The organism is Streptoalloteichus hindustanus, from assembly GCF_900129375.1.
GTDB lineage: Bacteria > Actinomycetota > Actinomycetes > Mycobacteriales > Pseudonocardiaceae > Streptoalloteichus > Streptoalloteichus hindustanus.
Window position 1 is genome coordinate 104,145 of sequence record NZ_FQVN01000015.1, and the last position, 18,343, is coordinate 122,487.

General features: G+C 72.9%; 17 protein-coding genes and 1 CRISPR repeat array. Of the genes, 9 read left to right on the forward strand and 8 right to left on the reverse strand.

The features are described from left to right. Window positions 1–24: 24 nt before the first annotated feature. Window positions 25–753, forward strand: a complete 729-nt coding sequence (locus tag BUE43_RS29620) for a helix-turn-helix transcriptional regulator (protein ID WP_073489656.1) — start codon at window positions 25–27, stop codon at window positions 751–753. Between the two features lie 87 nt (window positions 754–840). Continuing rightward, a CRISPR array of direct repeats spans window positions 841–1,661; the repeat unit is 28 nt; unit sequence GTCGGCCCCGCGCACGCGGGGATGAGCC. A 166-nt stretch (window positions 1,662–1,827) separates the two neighbouring features. Then, window positions 1,828–2,229 carry a hypothetical protein gene (locus tag BUE43_RS29625; RefSeq protein ID WP_073489624.1) on the forward strand — a complete coding sequence of 134 codons (402 nt, stop codon included), beginning with the start codon at window positions 1,828–1,830 and terminating at the stop codon, window positions 2,227–2,229. A 115-nt stretch (window positions 2,230–2,344) separates the two neighbouring features. On the opposite strand, the gene BUE43_RS29630 is transcribed toward BUE43_RS29625, so the two are convergent. Next, window positions 2,345–2,746, reverse strand: coding sequence for a VOC family protein (locus BUE43_RS29630; RefSeq protein ID WP_073489625.1), 402 nt, complete (start codon window positions 2,744–2,746; stop codon window positions 2,345–2,347). Window positions 2,747–2,970: 224 nt separating this feature from the next. Between BUE43_RS29630 and BUE43_RS29635 the strand changes: the two genes are divergently transcribed. Beyond that, window positions 2,971–4,401 (forward strand): pyridoxal phosphate-dependent aminotransferase, encoded by a 1,431-nt coding sequence (locus BUE43_RS29635; RefSeq protein ID WP_083960295.1) that lies wholly within the window; start codon window positions 2,971–2,973, stop codon window positions 4,399–4,401. Between the two features lie 15 nt (window positions 4,402–4,416). On the opposite strand, the gene BUE43_RS29640 is transcribed toward BUE43_RS29635, so the two are convergent. The 4 genes from BUE43_RS29640 to BUE43_RS29655 form a co-directional block, all read right to left on the reverse strand. Next, window positions 4,417–5,385: an oxygenase MpaB family protein gene (locus tag BUE43_RS29640; RefSeq protein ID WP_083960305.1), complete on the reverse strand. Its 969-nt coding sequence runs from the start codon at window positions 5,383–5,385 to the stop codon at window positions 4,417–4,419. A 161-nt stretch (window positions 5,386–5,546) separates the two neighbouring features. Then, on the reverse strand, window positions 5,547–6,263 hold the full coding sequence (locus BUE43_RS29645) for a hemerythrin domain-containing protein (protein ID WP_073489626.1): 717 nt from the start codon (window positions 6,261–6,263) through the stop codon (window positions 5,547–5,549). 88 nt (window positions 6,264–6,351) lie between these two features. After that, window positions 6,352–9,018, reverse strand: a complete 2,667-nt coding sequence (gene ppdK, locus BUE43_RS29650; protein WP_073489627.1) for a pyruvate, phosphate dikinase — start codon at window positions 9,016–9,018, stop codon at window positions 6,352–6,354. Window positions 9,019–9,258: 240 nt separating this feature from the next. After that, entirely contained in the window at window positions 9,259–9,954 is a 696-nt protein-coding gene (locus BUE43_RS29655; protein ID WP_200797721.1) for an aminotransferase class IV, read from the reverse strand. Between the two features lie 345 nt (window positions 9,955–10,299). Between BUE43_RS29655 and BUE43_RS36085 the strand changes: the two genes are divergently transcribed. The 4 genes from BUE43_RS36085 to BUE43_RS29670 all read left to right on the forward strand — a co-directional run bounded on the left by BUE43_RS36085 (window position 10,300) and on the right by BUE43_RS29670 (window position 12,434). Beyond that, entirely contained in the window at window positions 10,300–10,428 is a 129-nt protein-coding gene (locus BUE43_RS36085) for a hypothetical protein (protein WP_268844456.1), read from the forward strand. Between the two features lie 493 nt (window positions 10,429–10,921). Continuing rightward, window positions 10,922–11,434, forward strand: coding sequence for a peptide deformylase (def, locus tag BUE43_RS29660; protein ID WP_073489628.1), 513 nt, complete (start codon window positions 10,922–10,924; stop codon window positions 11,432–11,434). Window positions 11,435–11,514: 80 nt separating this feature from the next. Next, on the forward strand, window positions 11,515–11,850 hold the full coding sequence (locus tag BUE43_RS29665) for a DMT family transporter (RefSeq protein ID WP_327083604.1): 336 nt from the start codon (window positions 11,515–11,517) through the stop codon (window positions 11,848–11,850). Further along, window positions 11,850–12,434, forward strand: a complete 585-nt coding sequence (locus tag BUE43_RS29670; protein ID WP_073489629.1) for a TetR/AcrR family transcriptional regulator — start codon at window positions 11,850–11,852, stop codon at window positions 12,432–12,434. The genes BUE43_RS29665 and BUE43_RS29670 overlap by 1 nt, the downstream gene beginning before the upstream one ends. Before the next feature lie 61 nt (window positions 12,435–12,495). Here BUE43_RS29670 and BUE43_RS29675 read toward each other — a convergent pair whose 3' ends face one another. Beyond that, complete coding sequence (locus tag BUE43_RS29675) at window positions 12,496–13,689, reverse strand: alpha/beta hydrolase family protein (RefSeq protein ID WP_073489630.1); 1,194 nt, start codon at window positions 13,687–13,689, stop codon at window positions 12,496–12,498. A gap of 198 nt (window positions 13,690–13,887) precedes the next feature. Between BUE43_RS29675 and BUE43_RS29680 the strand changes: the two genes are divergently transcribed. Beyond that, window positions 13,888–14,832, forward strand: coding sequence for a hypothetical protein (locus tag BUE43_RS29680; protein ID WP_073489631.1), 945 nt, complete (start codon window positions 13,888–13,890; stop codon window positions 14,830–14,832). Between the two features lie 54 nt (window positions 14,833–14,886). On the opposite strand, the gene BUE43_RS29685 is transcribed toward BUE43_RS29680, so the two are convergent. Next, complete coding sequence (locus BUE43_RS29685) at window positions 14,887–15,711, reverse strand: metallophosphoesterase (RefSeq protein ID WP_073489632.1); 825 nt, start codon at window positions 15,709–15,711, stop codon at window positions 14,887–14,889. A gap of 149 nt (window positions 15,712–15,860) precedes the next feature. After that, the gene (locus BUE43_RS29690; protein WP_234995993.1) at window positions 15,861–16,640 is read right to left on the reverse strand and encodes a M23 family metallopeptidase; all 780 of its coding nucleotides are present in this window, start codon (window positions 16,638–16,640) and stop codon (window positions 15,861–15,863) included. 596 nt (window positions 16,641–17,236) lie between these two features. Here BUE43_RS29690 and BUE43_RS29695 point away from each other — a divergent pair. Next, window positions 17,237–18,034, forward strand: a complete 798-nt coding sequence (locus tag BUE43_RS29695; RefSeq protein WP_073489634.1) for a class I SAM-dependent methyltransferase — start codon at window positions 17,237–17,239, stop codon at window positions 18,032–18,034. Window positions 18,035–18,343: the final 309 nt, after the last annotated feature.

The following is an 18,343-nucleotide window of genomic DNA, read 5'->3' on the forward strand; positions in this document are numbered from 1 at the left end:
GCGGCTGGTGGAATGCTGCGGAACATGTATCGGGAACGGCCGTCCACCCTGCCCGGCGCCGTCCTGTGGACCAGGACCGTGCCGGCCGACGAGACCGAGCACCGCGTCCTCCCCGACGGCTGCCTGGACCTGATCTGGCACAACGGCCGCCTGCTCGTGGCGGGCCCGGACACGACCGCCCAGCTCGGCAGCAGCACACCGGGCGCGACCTACACCGGCCTGCGCTTCGCCCCCGGCATCGGCCCCACCGTCCTCGGCGTGCCCGCCCACGAACTGCGCGACCGCCGCGTGCCTCTCGCGGACCTCTGGCCCTCCGCCCGAGTTCGCCGACTCACCGAACGCGCCGCCGAAACACCCCGCCCCGGCCACTTCCTGGAGAACCTGGCCCGCGACCAGCTCCGCGACACCACGCCCGAACCCTCCACGCGAGCCCTCGTGGCCAGCATCGCCTCCGGCGACTCAGTGACCACCACGGCCAACGCCCTGGGCCTGAGCACCCGCCAACTCCACCGCCGTTGCCTCCACGCCTTCGGCTACGGCCCCAAAACCCTCGCCCGCATCCTCCGCATGACCCGAGCACTCACCCTGGCCCGCTCCGGCACCCCGTTCGCCCAGGTAGCAGCCGAATCCGGCTACGCCGACCAAGCCCACCTGTCCCGCGAAGTCCGAGCCCTCGCCGGCATCCCCCTGACCCAACTCATCACCCCACCCCTCCGCCCCGCTGAGAGGAGCCGTGATCGTCACAACCGGTAGCGTTCCCACCAATGCACCAACACCACCACCCAAACCCAAGTGGTCAAAAACGGCCCATGCCGCTCCGATCACCGCAGGTCAAGAAGTGTCGGCCCCGCGCACGCGGGGATGAGCCGGAACGTCCTGATGAGTCCCATGCAGGCGGCGTGTCGGCCCCGCGCACGCGGGGATGAGCCCCCGCGCCAGCTCATGGGTCTCGACGGTGAGCAGTCGGCCCCGCGCACGCGGGGATGAGCCCTCGCAGGTCCCGCAGCCACGCCGCTAGCCCGTGTCGGCCCCGCGCACGCGGGGATGAGCCGCGCGACGTCCACACCGGACACGGCCGAGGCACGTCGGCCCCGCGCACGCGGGGATGAGCCCGCGGTCGGGAGCACGCTGAGCTGGCCGCCGGCGTCGGCCCCGCGCACGCGGGGATGAGCCCGCGGCGGGCGCGAGCCTGCGGGAGCTGTCCCGGTCGGCCCCGCACGCGCGGGGATGAGCCGTTCAACGACGCCCTGTCGATCCTGCGGCAGTCGTCGGCCCCGCACGCGCGGGGATGAGCCGCCCTCATACTCGCGGACGGCGACGACGCGGACGTCGGCCCCGCACGCGCGGGGATGAGCCCACCGTGGCACCTCGTGCTCGGCTGGCGGCATCGTCGGCCCCGCACGCGCGGGGATGAGCCGCCTCAACGTGGCGTAGGCGCGGTCCAGATCCAGTCGGCCCCGCACGCGCGGGGATGAGCCGTCCAGCCGCAGTGGAGGGTCCAACGGTGGCGGGTCGGCCCCGCGCACGCGGGGATGAGTCCACAGCACACCCCGAATTGGGGCAGAGGGGGCGGTCGGCCCCGCGCACGCGGGGATGAGCCGCAACGAGGACACGCAGGAAATCCCGCCGGTGAGTCGGCCCCGCGCATGCGGGGATGAGCCCCGGCGATGCCCGCAGCGCTCCGGGACCAGTCAGGCCCGGCACGGCTTCTGCTGGTGCGGCCCCTGCTATCGGCATGCCGTGATCAGCTCCCCTCGACAGGGGTCGGGCGGAGCCCGCGCAGCTGGCAGGCTGTGCGGATTGCCCGACAGCGTGGAGGGGGAAGCAATGGGGATTTGGAAGGACGCCAAGGAGAAGTACGAGGCGAAGGTCGCGCAGCAGCGGCACGCCGCACTCCAGCAGCGGATGGAGGCTGTGGTTACTCAGGCCCGCGCCGCCCGGGCGCAGGGCCTGACCATCTTCCAGGTCACGCTGGAGATCGCGGAGAACGAGCGCACCATGCTCCCGTCCTCGCAAGGGTGGGATGGCTACAACACCCGAAGAGTCGAACACGGCGGCTCCTCGGAGATCCTGTCCGCAGTGCAGGCCGAGGGTTGGGAACTCGCCCACTTCAGCGCATCCGCGCTCCAGACCGGATCGGTCAGCCGGGACAAGTTCCTTTCCAGTGGGCAGGAGACCGGCTTTTCCGGGGTGTTGTTCGGCGTCTACGTCTTCCGTCGCGCGCAGTGACCACCCGGCCGGACCTCCCGCCGGTCGAGTTACGTCGGCCCCGCACGGGTGGGGAGATATGGGCGGTGCCCGGTCGGGGCGGGGGTGGGGGGCGTCCCGACCGGGCGGAGTGGGATCAGTTCTGGGTGGGGAGGGGGGCGAAGAGGTCGATCGGGTTGCCGTCGGGGTCGTGGATGACGGCGTAGCGCTGGCCCCAGAACGCGTCCCAGGGCTCCTTGTGGCCTTCGTGGCCCGCCGCGACGAGGGCGGCGTAGGTGCGGTCGACGTCGGCCGGGTCGGCGCAGGCGAAGGCGAGGCCCACCCGGCCGCTGCCGGTGGGCGGGGTCCAGGTGGGGTCGAAGGAGCGGACGGTGTCGACGGTGTCCCAGGCGAGGCGGAGGCCGCCCGGCAGCGTCACCTCCACGTGCGGCTGGTGGTCGGCGTCGGCGGGGATGTCGAGGCCGAGGTCGCGGTAGAAGGCCAGCGACCTGGCCATGTCGGCGACGACGATGCCGACGAGGTTGAACTGAGGTGCCATGCCGCCGACCGTAGGCGGGCGGGGCGGGCCGCGTCTTGAACGAAACGGACGTTCACGGGCGGGGCTCCCCCACACGGCGTCGTTCGCGTCGCTGGATGCGTTGACGCCCGCACGGGCGCGGTTGCCGCGCGAAACTCCCGGCTCCAACACTCCGAAGAGGACTCCCACATCCCTTCCAGGGCCGTATCCGGCCTTCGCGCGACGCAGTCAGAGAGGCAGCGGACATGACTTCCTCGCCGAGGTCCACCGCCACGCTCGACCGCCCGGAGCTGTCCTCGGCCGAACTGGTGGCCCTGACCAGCGTCCCCGACGCCGAGCAGCGGCTCGTCCAGTACGTGGACCTGTTGCGGGAGAAGGGGATCGAGCCGCCGACGAACCTCTCGGTCGCGGAGAACGTCCTGCTCTACCCCGAGCACCTGAAGCCGTACGTGTTCCGGAACCTGCCGGCGGTTCCCGAGCGGTCCATCAAGTACGCGCCGCCCATGGGCTCCGAGGCGCTGCGGAAGCGGATGGCGACCCTGTTCCGCGACTCCTTCGACATCACCGTGGACCACAGGAACATCTACGCCACCTGCGGGGTTTCCTCGGCGTTGGAGTGCATCGCCCTGGCGCTGCGCGAGGGCGGGGTGCTCCGTGCCGGCGACGCCGTGATGCTGCCCGCGCCCTGTTGGCAGGGATTCCGGTGGTCGTTCCAGCAGCGGCCCGAGTTGCACTGCGTCGGGGTCGACCTGCTGGAGGCGGGCGCGGAGCGGTTCGAGCTCACGCTGGAGGACATCAAACGCGAGTACCGCAACGACAAGCACCGCCCGCCGAAGCTCCTCGTCCTGACCAACCCGCACAACCCGTTGGGGGTCAACTACGACGAGGACCTGCTGGAGGAGATCTACCGGTGGGTGTTGGACGAGACCGACATGCACGTGATCTCCGACGAGATCTACCGGCACTCCCAGGTCGAGGACGCCCATCCCGACTTCGTCAGCGCGTTCGCGCTGCGCGCCTACCGCGACGCCAGCAAGGAGAAGCGGGCCCGCGTGCACCTGGTGTGGGGCTTCGCCAAGGACTTCGGGCTCTCCGGGTTCCGGCTCGGGTTCGTCGTCTCCACCTCTCCCCTGGTTCGGCGCGCGATGCAGGGCTCCGACCGACCGGCCGACGAGTGGAAGAGCCTGTCCTGGTTCAGCCCCTTCGACTCGCTCAAGCAACACCTGTTCGGCCACCTGCTCAAGGCGAAGATCGGCGACGAGGACTTCGCCACGCGGGCCATGGCGGACTACCGGGGTTTGCTCACCGCCGCCTACCGCGAGGTCGTGGGAGCGTTGCGGGAACAGGGAATTCCGCACGTCCACCGGCAGAACGGCAACCCGGGGGTGTTCTGCTGGCTCGACCTGCGCGACCACCTGCCGGACAGCTCCCGGGTGAACGGGTCGAGCCTCGCGGCGGACCCGGTGTTCGGCGGCGAGTACGGCTACTGGGTGGACGAGCCGGAACAACAGCTCGCCAAGGACATCGCCGACAACGCGAGGGTTCTCCTCCTGCCGGGAAGGACGTTGTTCTGCCACTGGCCGGGCTATTTCCGGCTGTGTTACACCGCCGAGGAGACGTCGAAGGTGTGCGACGCCGTCGAGCGCGTCGGGGAGTACCTCCGGTCACGGAGTTGATTGATCTCCCGGGCGTCACTTCTTCGGCCGGCGGGCCAACCAGCGCGGGTCGATGTCGGTGGGCTCGGGCGCGCCCAGCTCCGCGATCGTGTAGCCGGTGGGATAACCCGGGTAAGTGCGGTTGTGCCGGTCGTGCGCCAGCCGGGACGACCTGCGCGGCGGCAGAAGGCGCACGACCGCCGAGCGCGCCCGGAGCGCGGCGGGGACCAGTCGCCGGAGCCACGCGGGGGCCGGCCGGAACCCGAAGGACTTCCGCACCGGCTCGTCCAGCATCGCCACCACGCACCGGCGCACCAACGGCCGCAGCGGACGGGGAAACCACGAGACGAAGAGGTCCACTGTGTACTGTCCAATGTGGCGATTCGTCTCGCCGTAGCGGAAGTGCGCGCGCTCGTACTCGACGTTGAAGCGCTCGAACTCCTCGTAGCTGTCCGGGATCTCCCTGATCCCCATGCGGCGGCCCACCTCGCGGTAGAAGTGGAACGCCGCGAGCCGCTCGTGGTCGGTGAGCGGGCGCCAGCCGAAGCGCTCCACCCACCGCACCGGCTCGTACACGAACGTCGACAGCACGTACCGCATGTCCTCGTCGCTGATCACGTAGCGGCCGTGCATCCGGTTGATCACGCGCAGCGCCTGGCGCCCCCGGTCCGAGTCGTAGCCGTGCTCGGCCAGCTCGGCCATGAGGATCGCGGTGTCGTCGTACCGCTTCTGCGGCCGGTGCGCGAACTCCCCCGTGGCGTCCAGCAGCGCGGAGACCGAGGGCGTGCAGTAGGTGCGGAACAGCGCGAACTCCAGCGCCTTGCGGTAGTCCCACGGGAACTCGAAGCCCGACGAGATCCGCACGATCTCCTGGTGGTCGCGCTCCGGGTCCAGCGAGACGATCCGCCGCAGCCAGCCGTACCGGTCCACGCCCGGCCGCCCCCGCCGCTGGCGCTGCCGTCCCGTCGCGGGCGTGGCCACCCGGCCGGCGTCGGCCTCCCCCATGGGCTGTCCCTCCCGGCCGCGGCCCGCCGCCGGCGCGCCCACGACCGTCGCGTTCCCGAGCGATGTCGTCGACAGCGATCTTGCTCCAGGGGAGGGCCGACGCGCGCGCCCCCGTTCGGGTCATCCCGCCGGGTCATCCCGACGTGTTCATCCCGGCGCGGTCACCGCCGGCGACGGCCTCCGCTCACCGCGGCGGCGAGCTCGTCCTTGGTCATCTTCGACCGCCCCTCGACGCCGAGCTCCCGCGCCTTCTCGTACAGCTCGTCCCGGCTCGGCTCCCGCTGCGCCGGCGCGCCCTTGGCGGACCCGGCGGGCTCCTTCTGCCTGGTCGACCCCTTCCGGCCGGAACCAGCGGCGGACGTCCTGCGGCCCCTGGCGGTCTCCTCCGACTGGCGGGGCGCGGGGGTCAGCCGGGTGGACTCGGCCTCGTAGGCGGTCATCTCCTGGGCGCGGCGCTCCTTGAAGATCTTGCCCAACTCGCGGAGCCGCTTCTGCCCGACCGCCTCGGCCAGGGCCGGCAGCACCTCGCTCTCCTCCTCCTGGACGTGGTGCTCGACCGCCCCGACCAGCTCGTCCAGGACGCTCTCGAACTCGTCGGACGCGGGGTCGGTCTGTTCGAGCTGGTGGAGGATGCGCTCGGCCTCCTCGTGCTCCTCCTTGCTGTGCTCCACCTCGTCCGCCTCCTGGGGCGCGGCCTTGGCCACCTCCGGGTAGACGTGCTCCTCCTCGGCCCTGCTGTGGGCGATGAGCATCGCGCCCAGCGTGCGGACCAGTTCGGGCCGCCGCTCGACGTCGGTCCGCATCTCCTCGAACAGGCGCTCCATCTCCCGGTGGTCCCTGGTGATCAGGGTGATCGCGTCGGTGCCCGTCGCAGCCATCTCCGCCTCCTCGCGTCGCGCGGGTTCGCGCAGGTGACGTACCCCGGACGGGCGGTGTCCAACCGCGTAGCCACTCTCGCGGGTGGCCTCACCGGGCCAGCGCGGCCCGGCCGGCCTCCAGCCGGGCGACCGGCACCCGGAAGGGTGAGCAGGACACGTAGTCCAGCCCGGCCTCGGCGAAGAAGTGGACCGAGGCCGGGTCGCCGCCGTGCTCCCCGCACACGCCGACCTCCAGGTCGGGCCGTGCGGCCCGGCCGCGCCGCACGGCCTGCCGGACCAGCTCGCCGACGCCGACCACGTCCAGGGTCTCGAACGGCGAGTCGGGCAGGACGCCGAGCTCCAGGTAGCGCGGGAAGAACGCGGACTCCACGTCGTCGCGGGAGAACCCCCACACCATCTGGGTCAGGTCGTTGGTGCCGAGGCTGAAGAAGTCGGCGTGCTCGGCGACCCGGTCGGCGGTCAGCGCCGCGCGGGGCACCTCGATCATCGTGCCGACCGGCACGTCCAGCCCGGCCGCGACCTCGGCCAGCACCGACCGGACCTCCGCCCTGGCCAGTGCCACCTCGGTCGCGTCGGCCACCAGCGGAACCATGATCTGCGGCCGGGGGTTGCCGCCGGTCTCCGCGCACTCCACCGCGGCCTCGGCGATCGCCCGCACCTGCATCGCGTAGAGGCCAGGCAGCACCAGACCGAGCCGCACACCCCGCAATCCCAGCATCGGGTTGTGCTCGTGCAGCCGGCGCACCGCGCGCAGCAACCGCTCGTCCTCGGGGCGTTCCTCGGCCAGCGCCCGCGCGACCGCCACCCGGGCGGTCAGGTCCGCGAGGTCGGGCAGGAACTCGTGCAGCGGCGGATCGAGCAGCCGGATCGTGACCGGCAGGCCGTCCATCGCGCGCAGGATGCCCACGAAGTCGCCGCGCTGCAGGGGAAGCAGCTCGGCCAGCGCGCGTTCCCGCTCGGCGTCGGTGTCGGCCAGCACCAGCCGTTCGACGTGCTTGCGCCGCTCCCCCAGGAACATGTGCTCGGTCCGGCACAGCCCGATGCCGCCCGCGCCCATCCGGCGCGCCCGCTCGGCGTCCTCGGGGGTGTCGGCGTTGGCCCGCACCCCCAGTCGCCGCACGGCGTCGGCGTGCCGCACGAGGGTGTCGACGGCGCGGACCAGCTCCGCACCGCCGTCCTCCGTGCCGGGGGCGGGCAGCGCGCCCCGCTCGAAGTACTCGGCGACAGCGGAGGGCACCACCGGCACCTCGCCCAGGTAGACGGCCCCGGTGGTGCCGTCGACGGACACCACGGCGCCCTCCTCGACGACCACCTCGCCGGGCCCCACCAGGCGCCGCCCGGCCACGTCCACCTCCAGCTCGTCCGCGCCGCACACGCAGGGCTTGCCCATGCCCCTGGCCACCACGGCGGCGTGCGAGGTCTTGCCGCCCCGGCTGGTCAGCACGCCCTGCGCGGCGACCAGCCCGGGCAGGTCGTCCGGGTTGGTCTCGCGGCGCACCAACACCACCCGCCGCCCGCGCGCCGCCCAGGCCGCCGCCGTCGCCGAGTCGAAGACGACCTCGCCGACGGCCGCGCCGGGGCTGGCGTTGACGCCGGTGGCCAGCCGGGGCCGGTCGGTCCCGGGGTCGAACCGGGGGAACAGCAGCTGGGCCAGCCGCGCGCCGGAGACCCGGCGCAACGCCTCGTCGGCGTCGATCAGGCCCTCCTCGGCCAGCCGCGCGGCGACCACGAACGCCGCGGCCGCGGTGCGCTTGCCCACCCGGGTCTGCAGAATCCACAGTTTCCCGCGCTCGATCGTGAACTCGATGTCGCACAGGTCGCGGTAGTGGCGCTCCAATGTGGACATCACGTCCAGCAACCGCTGGTGGGACAAGGGATCGAGCCGCTCCAGCTCGCGCAGCGGCACCGGGGTGCGCACACCGGCCACCACGTCCTCGCCCTGCGCGTTGGGCAGGTAGTCGCCGTAGGCGCCCTGCCGACCGGTGGCCGGGTCCCTGGTGAACGCCACGCCGGTGCCGGAGTCGGGGCCGGCGTTGCCGAACACCATCGCGACCACGCTCACCGCGGTGCCCAGGTCGTCGGGAATCCGCTCGCGTTGGCGGTAGAGCACGGCGCGCGGCGTGTTCCAGCTCGCGAAGACCGCGCGCACCGCCAGCTCCAACTGCTCCCAGGGGTCCTGCGGGAACTCCCGCCCGGTGTGGCTGACCACCAGGTCCCGGTAGACCCCCACCAGGGACCGCAGGTCGGTCACGCCCATGCGCAGCTCGCCCCCGGGCGCGGCCCGGTGCAGGGCGTCGACGAAGGGCTCGTCGCGCATGCCCAGCACGGTGGTGCCGAACATGTGCACCAGTCGCCGGTAGCTGTCCCACGCCAACCGCTCGTCGGCGAAGCGCTGGGCGAGTCCGGCCACCGAGGCGTCGGTGAGCCCGACGTTGAGCACCGTCTCCATCATCCCGGGCATGGAGAACCGGGCCCCGGAACGCACCGACACCAGCAGCGGGTCCTCGGGGTCGCCGAGCCGGCGGCCGGCCCGCCGCTCCAGCTCCGCCAGGTGCGCGCGCACCTGGGGCCACAGCTCCTCGGGCGGCGCGCCGGTCCGCAGGTGACGCCGGCAGGCCTCGGTGGTGATCACGAACCCGGGCGGGACCGGCAGCCCCAGCCGGGTCATCTCCGCGAGGTTCGCGCCCTTGCCACCGAGCAGGTCCGCGAGGTCGCGGTTCCCCTCGGCGAAGTCGTAGACGTACCTGGCCGACATGGTGGCCTCCCGTCGCGTGGCGCGGGGACGGCGGCGTCCCCGACCCCGGCGGCGAGACCGGGAAGCGCCGGACAGCCCGGACAGGGAGGTCGCTGTCATCAGGGGTCGCCGTGGACCGCTGTAGCGGTCATTGTCCGTCGATGTCGCGCCGTCGGCATCGGCCCAGCGCAGGAGGCCCACCACCGCCGCCAGTCCGCCGCCCGGTCCGCCGTACCGACTGCGACCTCCGCGCCGACCCACTCACTCCACCACCGGGCGGATGCCGTGCAGGGCGTTGACGAGCCAGACCTCACGTCCGGCCAGGGCGGACAGGGTGCACCGCCGGCGCCGCACCGCGATCCCCCGCGCTTCGGCCTCGCGGCGAACCAGCGCAGCGGTCACACCCGGCAGGACGCGCAGCGCCGGGTCGGGCACGCACAGCGCAGCGCCGTCCCACCACAGCAGGCTCGCGGTCGCGGTCTCCCGCAGCAGGCCCGCGCCCGTGGTGAGCAGGACCTCGTCCGCGCCGACCCCGGCCGCCTCGCCGCGCAGCGCGGTCAACCAGCCGAGGTCCGGCCCCTTGCGACGGGGCGCCCGGCGGCGGTCGGCGGGGCCAGCGGCCCAGACCCGGACCACCTCGCCACGCCGCGGCGCGGGCCGGACCCGCACCTGGAGACGCGGGCCGGCGTCGGCGGCGTCGAGCTCCACCCGGGGGAACCACGCTCCCCGCCGGGGCAGCCGCGCCAGCGCCGCCGCCCAGAACGCGGCCAGCTCGCCGCCGGCGGTGCCGCCGACCTCGGCGCAGCCGGCGGCGAACCGGCGCTCGTGCAGGTCCAGGCCGCGGACCCGGCCGTCCTCGACCAGCCACGAGTCAGCGACCAGCAGCCGCCGCGGCGCGTCGGGGCGCACGGACGCCAGGCCGCGACCTGGCTCCCACCGGAACAGCCCGACGTCCATCCCGTCTCCCCCGACCCGGCCGGAAAGCGAACGACCCTCGCGTCAACATCCCCCGCCTGAGCGAAGGGTGACGAATGTGGTCACTAACGGTAGGTCACCCAATCAGTGGGGTACCGACCGGGCGATTGTGACGTACCGTGCGAGTGCACCCCGTCCGCACCTCGTGTGATGGCGTGCGCTCTCCACCACCTGAACGGGGGCTGAGCAATGTCGAGTGACAGTGCGAACACGACAGCTCATCGCGGCCCGGGCTCCAGTCCACTCGTCTGGGTACCGCCCGTCGAACACCTGCCCCGGCCGAGAACCGGAGCCCAACGCGCGTACTGCCTCGCGGAGTCCCTCGGCGTGACCCTCCCGGAACTGCTGGAGGAGCTGCGCGACCTGGGCTTCCGCGGGTGCACCCCGTCCTCGCTGATCGAGCTCGCCACGGCGCGGGAAGTCACCGAACGGCTGCACCGCCGGGTCGCCCGCTGACCCAGCTACGCGCCCATGCGGCGGGACGACGACCACTCCTCCCGCCGCACGGGTACGTAAGGGGCCCGCACGTCCACCCGGCAGAGCGCTCCTCAGGTGAAGGACCACGTCCACCCGTCGTCGAGCCGTCATCAGCGACCACCCGGCGTCGGCCGGCCACTTCGGAGCCGTTCCGCAGTGGACACCGGCCGAACCCGCACGTCTTCCGCCGGCACGCCAGCCGCACGCGGTGAGCGCCGGCGGCTGATCGCGACGGAAGTCCTTTGCCCACAAGGAGGAAGCGCTCGCGGGTCGGAGCGGGCGAGCCGGGCCGCCACCGCGACCACCATGTCCACAGTGGACTCCTGGCGCCGATCAACCGTCCTCTGTGGATTCCCCGCGAAGCCTCCTTTTCCACTGGGGAAACCGGAGTCCCCACCTGACAGACCAGCCACTCCGCGGAGATGGGATCATCGGCGAGGCGTCCCGCCCGTCAACCTCCAGGAGGTGGCCCGTGCCCGTCCGACCGATCCGGATCTTCGGCGACCCGGTGCTGCGCAGTCCCGCCAGCCCGGTCACGACCTTCGGCGACGACCTGCGCGCGCTGGTGCGCGACCTGCTCGACACCGTGGACCGCCCGGGGCGGGCCGGGGTGGCGGCGCCGCAGATCGGCGTCGGCCTGCGGGTGTTCAGCTACCAGGTCGACGGCGAGCACGGGTACGTGGTCAACCCGGAGGTGGTCGAGGTCTCCCCGGAGGTCCAGGACGGCGAGGAGGGCTGCCTGTCCGTGCCCGACCTGTGGTTCCCGACGCGCCGGGCCGCGCGGGCGGTCGTGCGGGGCGTGGACGTGCGCAACGAGCCGGTGGTGGTCAGCGGCGAGGGCCTGATGGCCCGGTGCCTCCAGCACGAGACCGACCACCTCGACGGCCTGCTGTACCTGGACCGGCTCGACCCGGCCAACCGCAAGGAGGCGCTGCGGCAGGCCCGCCGCTCGGACTGGTTCCTGAACTCGGGCACCCGCCCCTGACCCGCGCCGCGGCCGGGCGACACGACTCGCACCAGGACCGGACACCACCAACTTGTACTCTTGTACATGGACATACGTACATGTTGGGGGTGTTCATGGGCTACCTGCTCCTCGCCGTCGCGATCCTCGTCGAGATCGGGGCGACGTCCCTGCTCAAGCTCTCCGAGGGCTTCACCAGGCTGTGGCCCTCGGTGGGCGCCGTCGCCGGCTACCTCGTCGCCTTCGCGCTGCTCGCGCAGGTCATGCGCACCGTGCCGATGAGCGTCGCCTACGCGATCTGGGCCGGCGCCGGGGTGGCCCTGGTCGCCGCCGTCGGCGTCCTCGCCCTCGGCGAGCCGGTGAACCCGCTCAAGGTGGGTGGACTGGCGCTGGTCATCGCCGGTGTGGTCGCGCTGAACCTGTCCGGGGCGCACTGATGACGCGGGGCGAGGGCCGCGGCGCGCGACGGCGGCAGGAGATCGTGGACGCGGCGACCCGCGTCGTGGCCGAGCGGGGCGTCGCCGGGCTGACGCACCGGGTGGTCGCGCAGGCCGCCGAGGTCCCGCTCGGCTCCACCACGTACTACTTCGCCACCCTCGACGACCTGATCGAAGCCGTGTTGCTCCGCTCCGCCGACGACATGGCCCGGCAGACGTCCGAGTTCCTGGAGCGCAGCGCTCCCGACGACGTGCCGCACGCTCTCACCGCGCTGGTCGAGCGCTGGCTGGGACCCGAACGGGAGTGCGTCGTCGTCGCGTACGAGCTGTACCTGGCCGCCCTGCACCGCCCCGCGCTCCGCACCCCGGCCCGGCGCTGGATGCTGGACTGCACCCGGGCCCTGGCGGGCCACGTCCCCGACCCACTCACGGCCGAAGTGCTCACCCACCTGCTCAACAGCGTCGTGCTCGACGCGCTGGTCACCGGCGCCGCCCCCGGGCGGGACGAGCTGCTCGCCCAGTTCCGGTCCCTGCTGCCGGACGCGCGCCGGGAACACGAACGGGGCGCCAGCACCGCCGAGTAGGCGGCGCGGACGCCCCGCGGGCGACGAGCGCCCAGTCCCCTGCAGCCCGATCTCCTACGGCTCAGTCCCGACGCCAGTCGATCCTGGCCTCCGGGAAGCGCGGCGAGGCCGCGTCCAGCAGCGCGGACGAGCCGCCCCGCAGGTGGTGGTCGAAGAACGCGGTGACGTAGGCGCGGGTCACCTCGGCGGCGCGCACGCCGTCGATGGTCCCGAACACGCCCTGGTACTGGTCAGCCGGCCACTTGTCCTTGAGGTTGTAGGCCGTCGCCAGCACACCGGGGTCCACGAAGCTCATGTGGCCGGCGCCGCCCACCAGCACCTGCCGCCCCCAGGCGCGGTGGCTCGCCCGGAACGACGTCAGCGACTCCTCCGGCCCCTCCTGGGTCAGCAGCAGGAACGGCCGGTCCAGACCGCCCCGGGCCGCGCCCCACAGCGTGCCATCGATGTCGGCCCCCGCCCGGACCCGCGCGTCCGTCCTGGCCAGCTCGGCCGCGGCGGCCCCGCCGATGGAGTGGCCGAACGCGCCGATCCGGCTCCGGTCCAGCCGGCCGGCCAGCACCGAGGGCTGCCGCGCGCCGGTGATCTCGTCGAGCACGAAGCCCAGGTCGTCGGCCCGCACCCGGGTCTCCGCCGGCAGCGTCTCGGGCGTCGGGTCCGGCAGGCTCTGCGGGACGAACCGACCACCGGGCAGCTCGGTGGGGCTGTCGTGGGTGTGGTCCACCCCCACGACCACGAACCCGCGGCTGGCCAACTCCTCGGCCACCGCCGTGCCGGTGATCCGCGAGTTGCCCCGCCCCGGGCTGTAGAGCAGCACCGGCAGGCCACCGGGCGCCGCGATCGCCGGCGCCTTCTCCCTGGCGTTCGGCCGCACCGCGGCCACCGACCCGGCCGGCACGTCGAACCGGGCGTCGTACTCCGCGCCGACCTTCGCGGTGGTGTACCGGGCCCGGGGGAACCAGGCCGCCGCGGCGGTCGCCGGGTACCAGACCGTCACCATCAGCTCCCGTGGGCCGGGCTTCGGCGCCCACGGGTCCTGCCGTCGACTGTCCACCAGGTGCAGCGAGGTCGCGCCCACGCGGTGCGGGCCGGTCGGGACCGGCAGCGCCACGCCCGTGGTCGGTGCCACGCCCGTGGTCGGCGTCGCGCCGGCCACCGGCTCCGCCGCGACCGCCGGCGCGGCCGTGCCCACGGCCAGCGCCCCGGCCGCCGCCATCACCAGCGCCCCCAGACGACGTCTGCCCCATACCGGACCCATCAGCCCCACTCCCTCACGGACCGTGCTCACCCGAACGGTGAGCGTTAGCCCGAAAGCATGACCCGACGGGGTGGAGATCATCAACAGGCGTTCCCCCCGCCGTTCCCGCCCGGGAGGGACGCCGATCGGACCCGAGCGGGAGGTCAGCGGCCCCGCGAACCCGCACAGTGGCCAGCAGCCACTGTGGGGGAGGACACGATGCCCACCTTCCGGGACGCGGCCACAGTCCGCGCCCAGGAACCGCCGAGCACGCCGACCTCGATCACCAGAACCGCCGCGGCCCTCTGCGCCGCCGCGTTCGGCGCCGCCCTCGCCGAACCGCACCTGCCCGGCGGGCGGGACTACGCGGACGACTTCGCCCCGGACTGGTCCCCGACGGTCGGCGCGGCCCTCGCCGTCCCCGCCCTGGTCCTGGCAAGGACCGCCGGACGCCGCGCGCCGCGCTCGCTCGTGCTCACCACGGGCAGCGCCGGGTGCGCGCTTCTCCTCTGGTCGGCCGGCGGCCTCGTCTTCGACCTGCTGCGCGCGGTCGCCCTGCTGGCCGGCGTGCTGATCATTCCGTCCGAAGTGGACTGGCCCGGGATGCTGACCAGGGGGCTGGCGCTGGCCGCGACCAGCACGACCGCGGTCGCGTTGCGGGGATACCAGCGATCGGCGGCCGAGGGATGCCGCGGTTGTGGCCGCCCAGCCCACCGAACCCGCCCCTGGTTCGGCCTTCTGGCTCTGGTCGCCGCGCTCCCCCACACGCTGACCAAGGTGTACTGGTCACTCGGCGGCACTGCGGGCGCCACCGGCGAGCGGGAGGCCGACTTCGCCAACGGTTGGGGCGCGGTCGTTTCCGGCGTGCTCGCCATGGTGTTGGCGCTGGCCCTCACCCAGGCCCGGCCCCGCGTCCTTCCACGTTGGACACTGCTTACCGCTGGATGGGCCGCGGCCGCCGTCCTGGTCGCCCCGAATCTGCCCGCGGTCACCGGACTGCTCCGGGACGTGCTCGGCGAGGCGCCACCGAGGGTTCGCCACGCGATCGCCCCGGAGGTGTTCCCCGTCGTCAGCTTCCTCGTCTGGGGAGTCGCACTTGGCTTGGCGACACAGGACTTCCAGCGACGAACACGAACACGAACACGATGCCCGAGACGCGAGTGACACAAACCTCGACAGCCACTCGTTTGCCGTCCTCTATGGACAGTCCACGAAGGACTAATCCACCTCTGCGAACGGCAGCGGCACCACCAGGCACGGGCCACCGAAGAACAACCCGCCGTCGACGTCGACCACCCGCCCACCGGCATACACGTAAGGACCCTCGACGTTCCACGGGTCCACGCCCCGCACCACCGGGATCGGGCTGTGCCCGTGCACGATCCGGCGGCCACCGAGCTGGCCGAGCACCCGGTCCGCCGCCTCCGGCCCGTCCTCGGGGTCGAGGAACTCGCCCCGCCGGAACAACAACCGCATCCGGTCGGTCCAGTACTCCGGCGACCGCTCGGCCAACACCCGGGACACCTCGGCGTTGACCTCCGCCAGCGAGTCGCCCAGCTCCAGGTAGGCGGTGGTGTCGGAGTGGACCAACAGGTGGTCGTCGACCACCGCCGCCACCGGCAGCCCGGACAGCCAGTCGACGTGCTCGTCGGTCAGCCGCTCCATGTCCTCGGCGCGCCCACCGTTGAGCTGCCACAGCTCCTCGTACGTGCGCGGGTTCGGCGCCACCGGCTCGTCGGGGAAGTGGTGGGCGCCGAGCAGGAGGAACTCGTGGTTGCCGAGCACGGCCCCGACCTCACCGCCGGCCGCGGCCGCCTGCTCGGCCAGCCGCATCACCAGCTCGATCACGCCGACCCCGTCCGGCCCCCGGTCGGTGAAGTCACCCAGGAACCACAACCGGCCGTCGCCGCCGGTCCAGTCGCCCGCCTCGTCCGTCAGGCCCGCCACGGCCAGCGCGGCCACCAGCGGATCACGATGGCCGTGGACGTCTCCGACCACGTGCAGTGACCGTTCTTCGGGGGGCGCGGCCTGGTCGGAGGACATAACCCGAGCGTAGCCCGCCGAAACGCGTTCATCCGCTCGGGCGATGTGACGAGGAACGCGAGCGGCGCGGGGAACCCGGAGCACTTCCGGGTTCCCCGCGCCGTTCCCGTCGGTCGGGGTCGGTCAGGGGGCGACCCCGACCACGCGGCTCAGAGCTGGATGCCGCGCTCCGCCAGCCAGGGCAGAGGATTGATCTTCTGGCTGCCGTTGAGCCACACCTCGAAGTGCAGGTGCGGGCCGGTGGACTGACCGCGGTTGCCCATCGTGGCGATCTGGGTGCCCGCCTTCACCTGCTGGCCGGCGCTGGCGAGGATCTCGTTGACGTGGCCGTAGACGCTGATCGTCCCGTCGGTGTGCCGCACCCGGACCCACAGGCCGAAGCCGCTGGCCGGGCCGGCCTCGACGACCACGCCGTCGGCCACGGAGCGCACCGGGGTGCCGATCGCGTTGGCGATGTCGACGCCCTTGTGGGTCGTGCCCCAGCGGGCGCCGAAGCCCGAGGTGAACACGCCCTCGGCCGGCTTGACGTACAGCGGCTGCCGGGCGGCGGCCTCCCTGGCGGCCCGCTCCCGCTCGGCGGCGGCCGCGGCGGCCTTCGCCGCCGCCTCCTGGGCGGCGCGCTCGGCGGCGGCCTGCGCCTCCTGCGCCGCCTTCTCCGCCGCGGCGGCCTGCTCGCCGGCCACCCTGGCCACCTGGTCGGCCTGGAGCTGGGCGGCGCGGCCGAGCTCGGCGGCGTCCCACGCCGGGTCGGCGATCTGGGCGGCCGGCAGCACCTCGGGCGCGGTGGCCCTGGTCACCGAGGAGGCGAGCTGGGCGGTGTCGCCCAGCGGGGTGATCTCGCCGGCGGCCCGGCCGACGGCGTCGACGTGGGTGGCGCCGACCGCGAACGCGCCGGCGACCAGAGCGGCCACCACGACGCGGGTACGCACGACAGAAGCGGAGGGAAGCTGCCGGTGAACACCCCGGACGCCCTGGGCCACGCGCCGGAGCGCGGCCCTGGGAGCCGGGGAGGGGTGCTCACCGCGGGAAACGCGGTGTCGAGCCAATGTTCGGGGACCTTCCATCACTCGGGGAGGTCTGGTCCGGAACGACCGGCGGGGGAGGCCGGCGACATCGACACGGGGGATTGTCGATCTTGTGTCCCGATCTTGACCAAACCGTGATTTCCAGCCGTCGACGCTAACGGCCAGTTACCGAGCAGGGCAAGTGGGAGTGAGTTTCCTCGCCATACGGGCGAGCAACCCCGGCAAATCCCCACTCTCAGTAACCGATCTCCCTCTCCGGGTCAGCTCGATTCGCAGCGGCACACGGTCCGGCACTCGTCCTCGCGAACTGTTCCTGGGGCGCACAGCCACGACCCAAACGGCAACGACGGCCACTCGCAGGGCCGCCAGCGCATCTCCACCCGGAAGAGATCGCGACGGGCCGCGCCCACTGGCCGCCCACGGACACCAGCACCGGGGCCTGGCCCACCAGCGGCCGTCAACACGGTGGCCTTCCCAGAAGCGGGGGATAGCCTGCCCCGATGAGCGAGGCAGACCGAGAGCGCCTGCGGGCGACGTTCACCGAAGACGCCGAGCTCTACGACCGGTGCCGGCCCACGTACCCGCCCGCGCTGTTCGACGACCTGGCCGCCCTGGTCCCCCTCACCCCGGCCAGCCGCGTCCTGGAGATCGGGTGCGGCACCGGTCAGGCCACCCTGCCGCTGGCCCGCCTCGGCTGCGCCGTCACCGCGGTCGAACTGGGCGCGGAGATGGCGGCCGTCGCCCGGCGCAAGCTCGTCCCGTTCCCGTCGGTGCGCTTCGAGGTCACGTCGTTCGAGGAGTGGCCCCTCCCCGCCGAGGGGTTCGACCTCGTCCTCGCGGCGACGTCCTTCCACTGGGTCGACCCGGCGGTGCGGACGGCCAAGGCCGCGGACGCCCTGCGTCCCGACGGCGCCCTGGCCGTGATCTCAACGCACCACGTCGCCGGCGGCACCGCGGCCTTCTTCGTCGACGTCCAGGAGTTCTACGAGCGCTTCATGCCCGGCACCTCGCCGAACCTCCGCCTCACCGCGGCCGACGACATCCCGCGCGACAGCGGTGAGTTCGACCAGTCGGGCCGGTTCGGGCCCGTGCGGTTCCTCCGCTACGAGTGGGAGCAGCTCTACACCACCAGCGAGTACCTCGACCTGCTGTTCACGTACTCCAACCACCGGGCGTTGTCCGCCACGGCACGGCAGGCCCTGTTCTCGGACATCAGGCGTCTGATCGACGACAACCACGGCGGCAGAATCACCAAGCGGTATCTGACGGAATTCGCCCTGGCGCACCGCGCCCAGTAAGCGTTCGGATTTCTGTCACCGCTCCCGGCCTCCGAGAGGCTCACCGGCCGACATGGGCTCTACCTGCCCGTTCAACCCGCTTCAAGCGCGAGTCCGCACGTTCTCGGGACAGCCCCCACCCGCCCCAGAGGACAAGCCCCCCACCAACAAAAAAAGGGGGCCCCACAAGGAACCCCCCACACACACCCCACAAAAGATTGTGGCCCGCACCACAACGGTGCGGGCCACAACCCCAACAAAAGTTCGGCGGCGTCCTACTCTCCCACACCCCCACGAGTGCAGTACCATCGGCGCTGGAGGACTTAGCTT

What these genes read in the sequence shown, in the direction of transcription:
- BUE43_RS29620 (WP_073489656.1), top strand. Translation starts at nt 25, where the DNA reads ATGTATCGGGAACGGCCGTCCACCCTGCCCGGCGCCGTCCTGTGGACC.
- BUE43_RS29625 (WP_073489624.1), top strand. Translation starts at nt 1,828, where the DNA reads ATGGGGATTTGGAAGGACGCCAAGGAGAAGTACGAGGCGAAGGTCGCG.
- BUE43_RS29630 (WP_073489625.1), bottom strand. Translation starts at nt 2,746, where the DNA reads ATGGCACCTCAGTTCAACCTCGTCGGCATCGTCGTCGCCGACATGGCC.
- BUE43_RS29635 (WP_083960295.1), top strand. Translation starts at nt 2,971, where the DNA reads ATGACTTCCTCGCCGAGGTCCACCGCCACGCTCGACCGCCCGGAGCTG.
- BUE43_RS29640 (WP_083960305.1), bottom strand. Translation starts at nt 5,385, where the DNA reads ATGGGGGAGGCCGACGCCGGCCGGGTGGCCACGCCCGCGACGGGACGG.
- BUE43_RS29645 (WP_073489626.1), bottom strand. Translation starts at nt 6,263, where the DNA reads ATGGCTGCGACGGGCACCGACGCGATCACCCTGATCACCAGGGACCAC.
- ppdK (WP_073489627.1), bottom strand. Translation starts at nt 9,018, where the DNA reads ATGTCGGCCAGGTACGTCTACGACTTCGCCGAGGGGAACCGCGACCTC.
- BUE43_RS29655 (WP_200797721.1), bottom strand. Translation starts at nt 9,954, where the DNA reads ATGGACGTCGGGCTGTTCCGGTGGGAGCCAGGTCGCGGCCTGGCGTCC.
- BUE43_RS29665 (WP_327083604.1), top strand. Translation starts at nt 11,515, where the DNA reads ATGTTGGGGGTGTTCATGGGCTACCTGCTCCTCGCCGTCGCGATCCTC.
- BUE43_RS29670 (WP_073489629.1), top strand. Translation starts at nt 11,850, where the DNA reads ATGACGCGGGGCGAGGGCCGCGGCGCGCGACGGCGGCAGGAGATCGTG.
- BUE43_RS29675 (WP_073489630.1), bottom strand. Translation starts at nt 13,689, where the DNA reads ATGGGTCCGGTATGGGGCAGACGTCGTCTGGGGGCGCTGGTGATGGCG.
- BUE43_RS29680 (WP_073489631.1), top strand. Translation starts at nt 13,888, where the DNA reads ATGCCCACCTTCCGGGACGCGGCCACAGTCCGCGCCCAGGAACCGCCG.
- BUE43_RS29685 (WP_073489632.1), bottom strand. Translation starts at nt 15,711, where the DNA reads ATGTCCTCCGACCAGGCCGCGCCCCCCGAAGAACGGTCACTGCACGTG.
- BUE43_RS29695 (WP_073489634.1), top strand. Translation starts at nt 17,237, where the DNA reads ATGAGCGAGGCAGACCGAGAGCGCCTGCGGGCGACGTTCACCGAAGAC.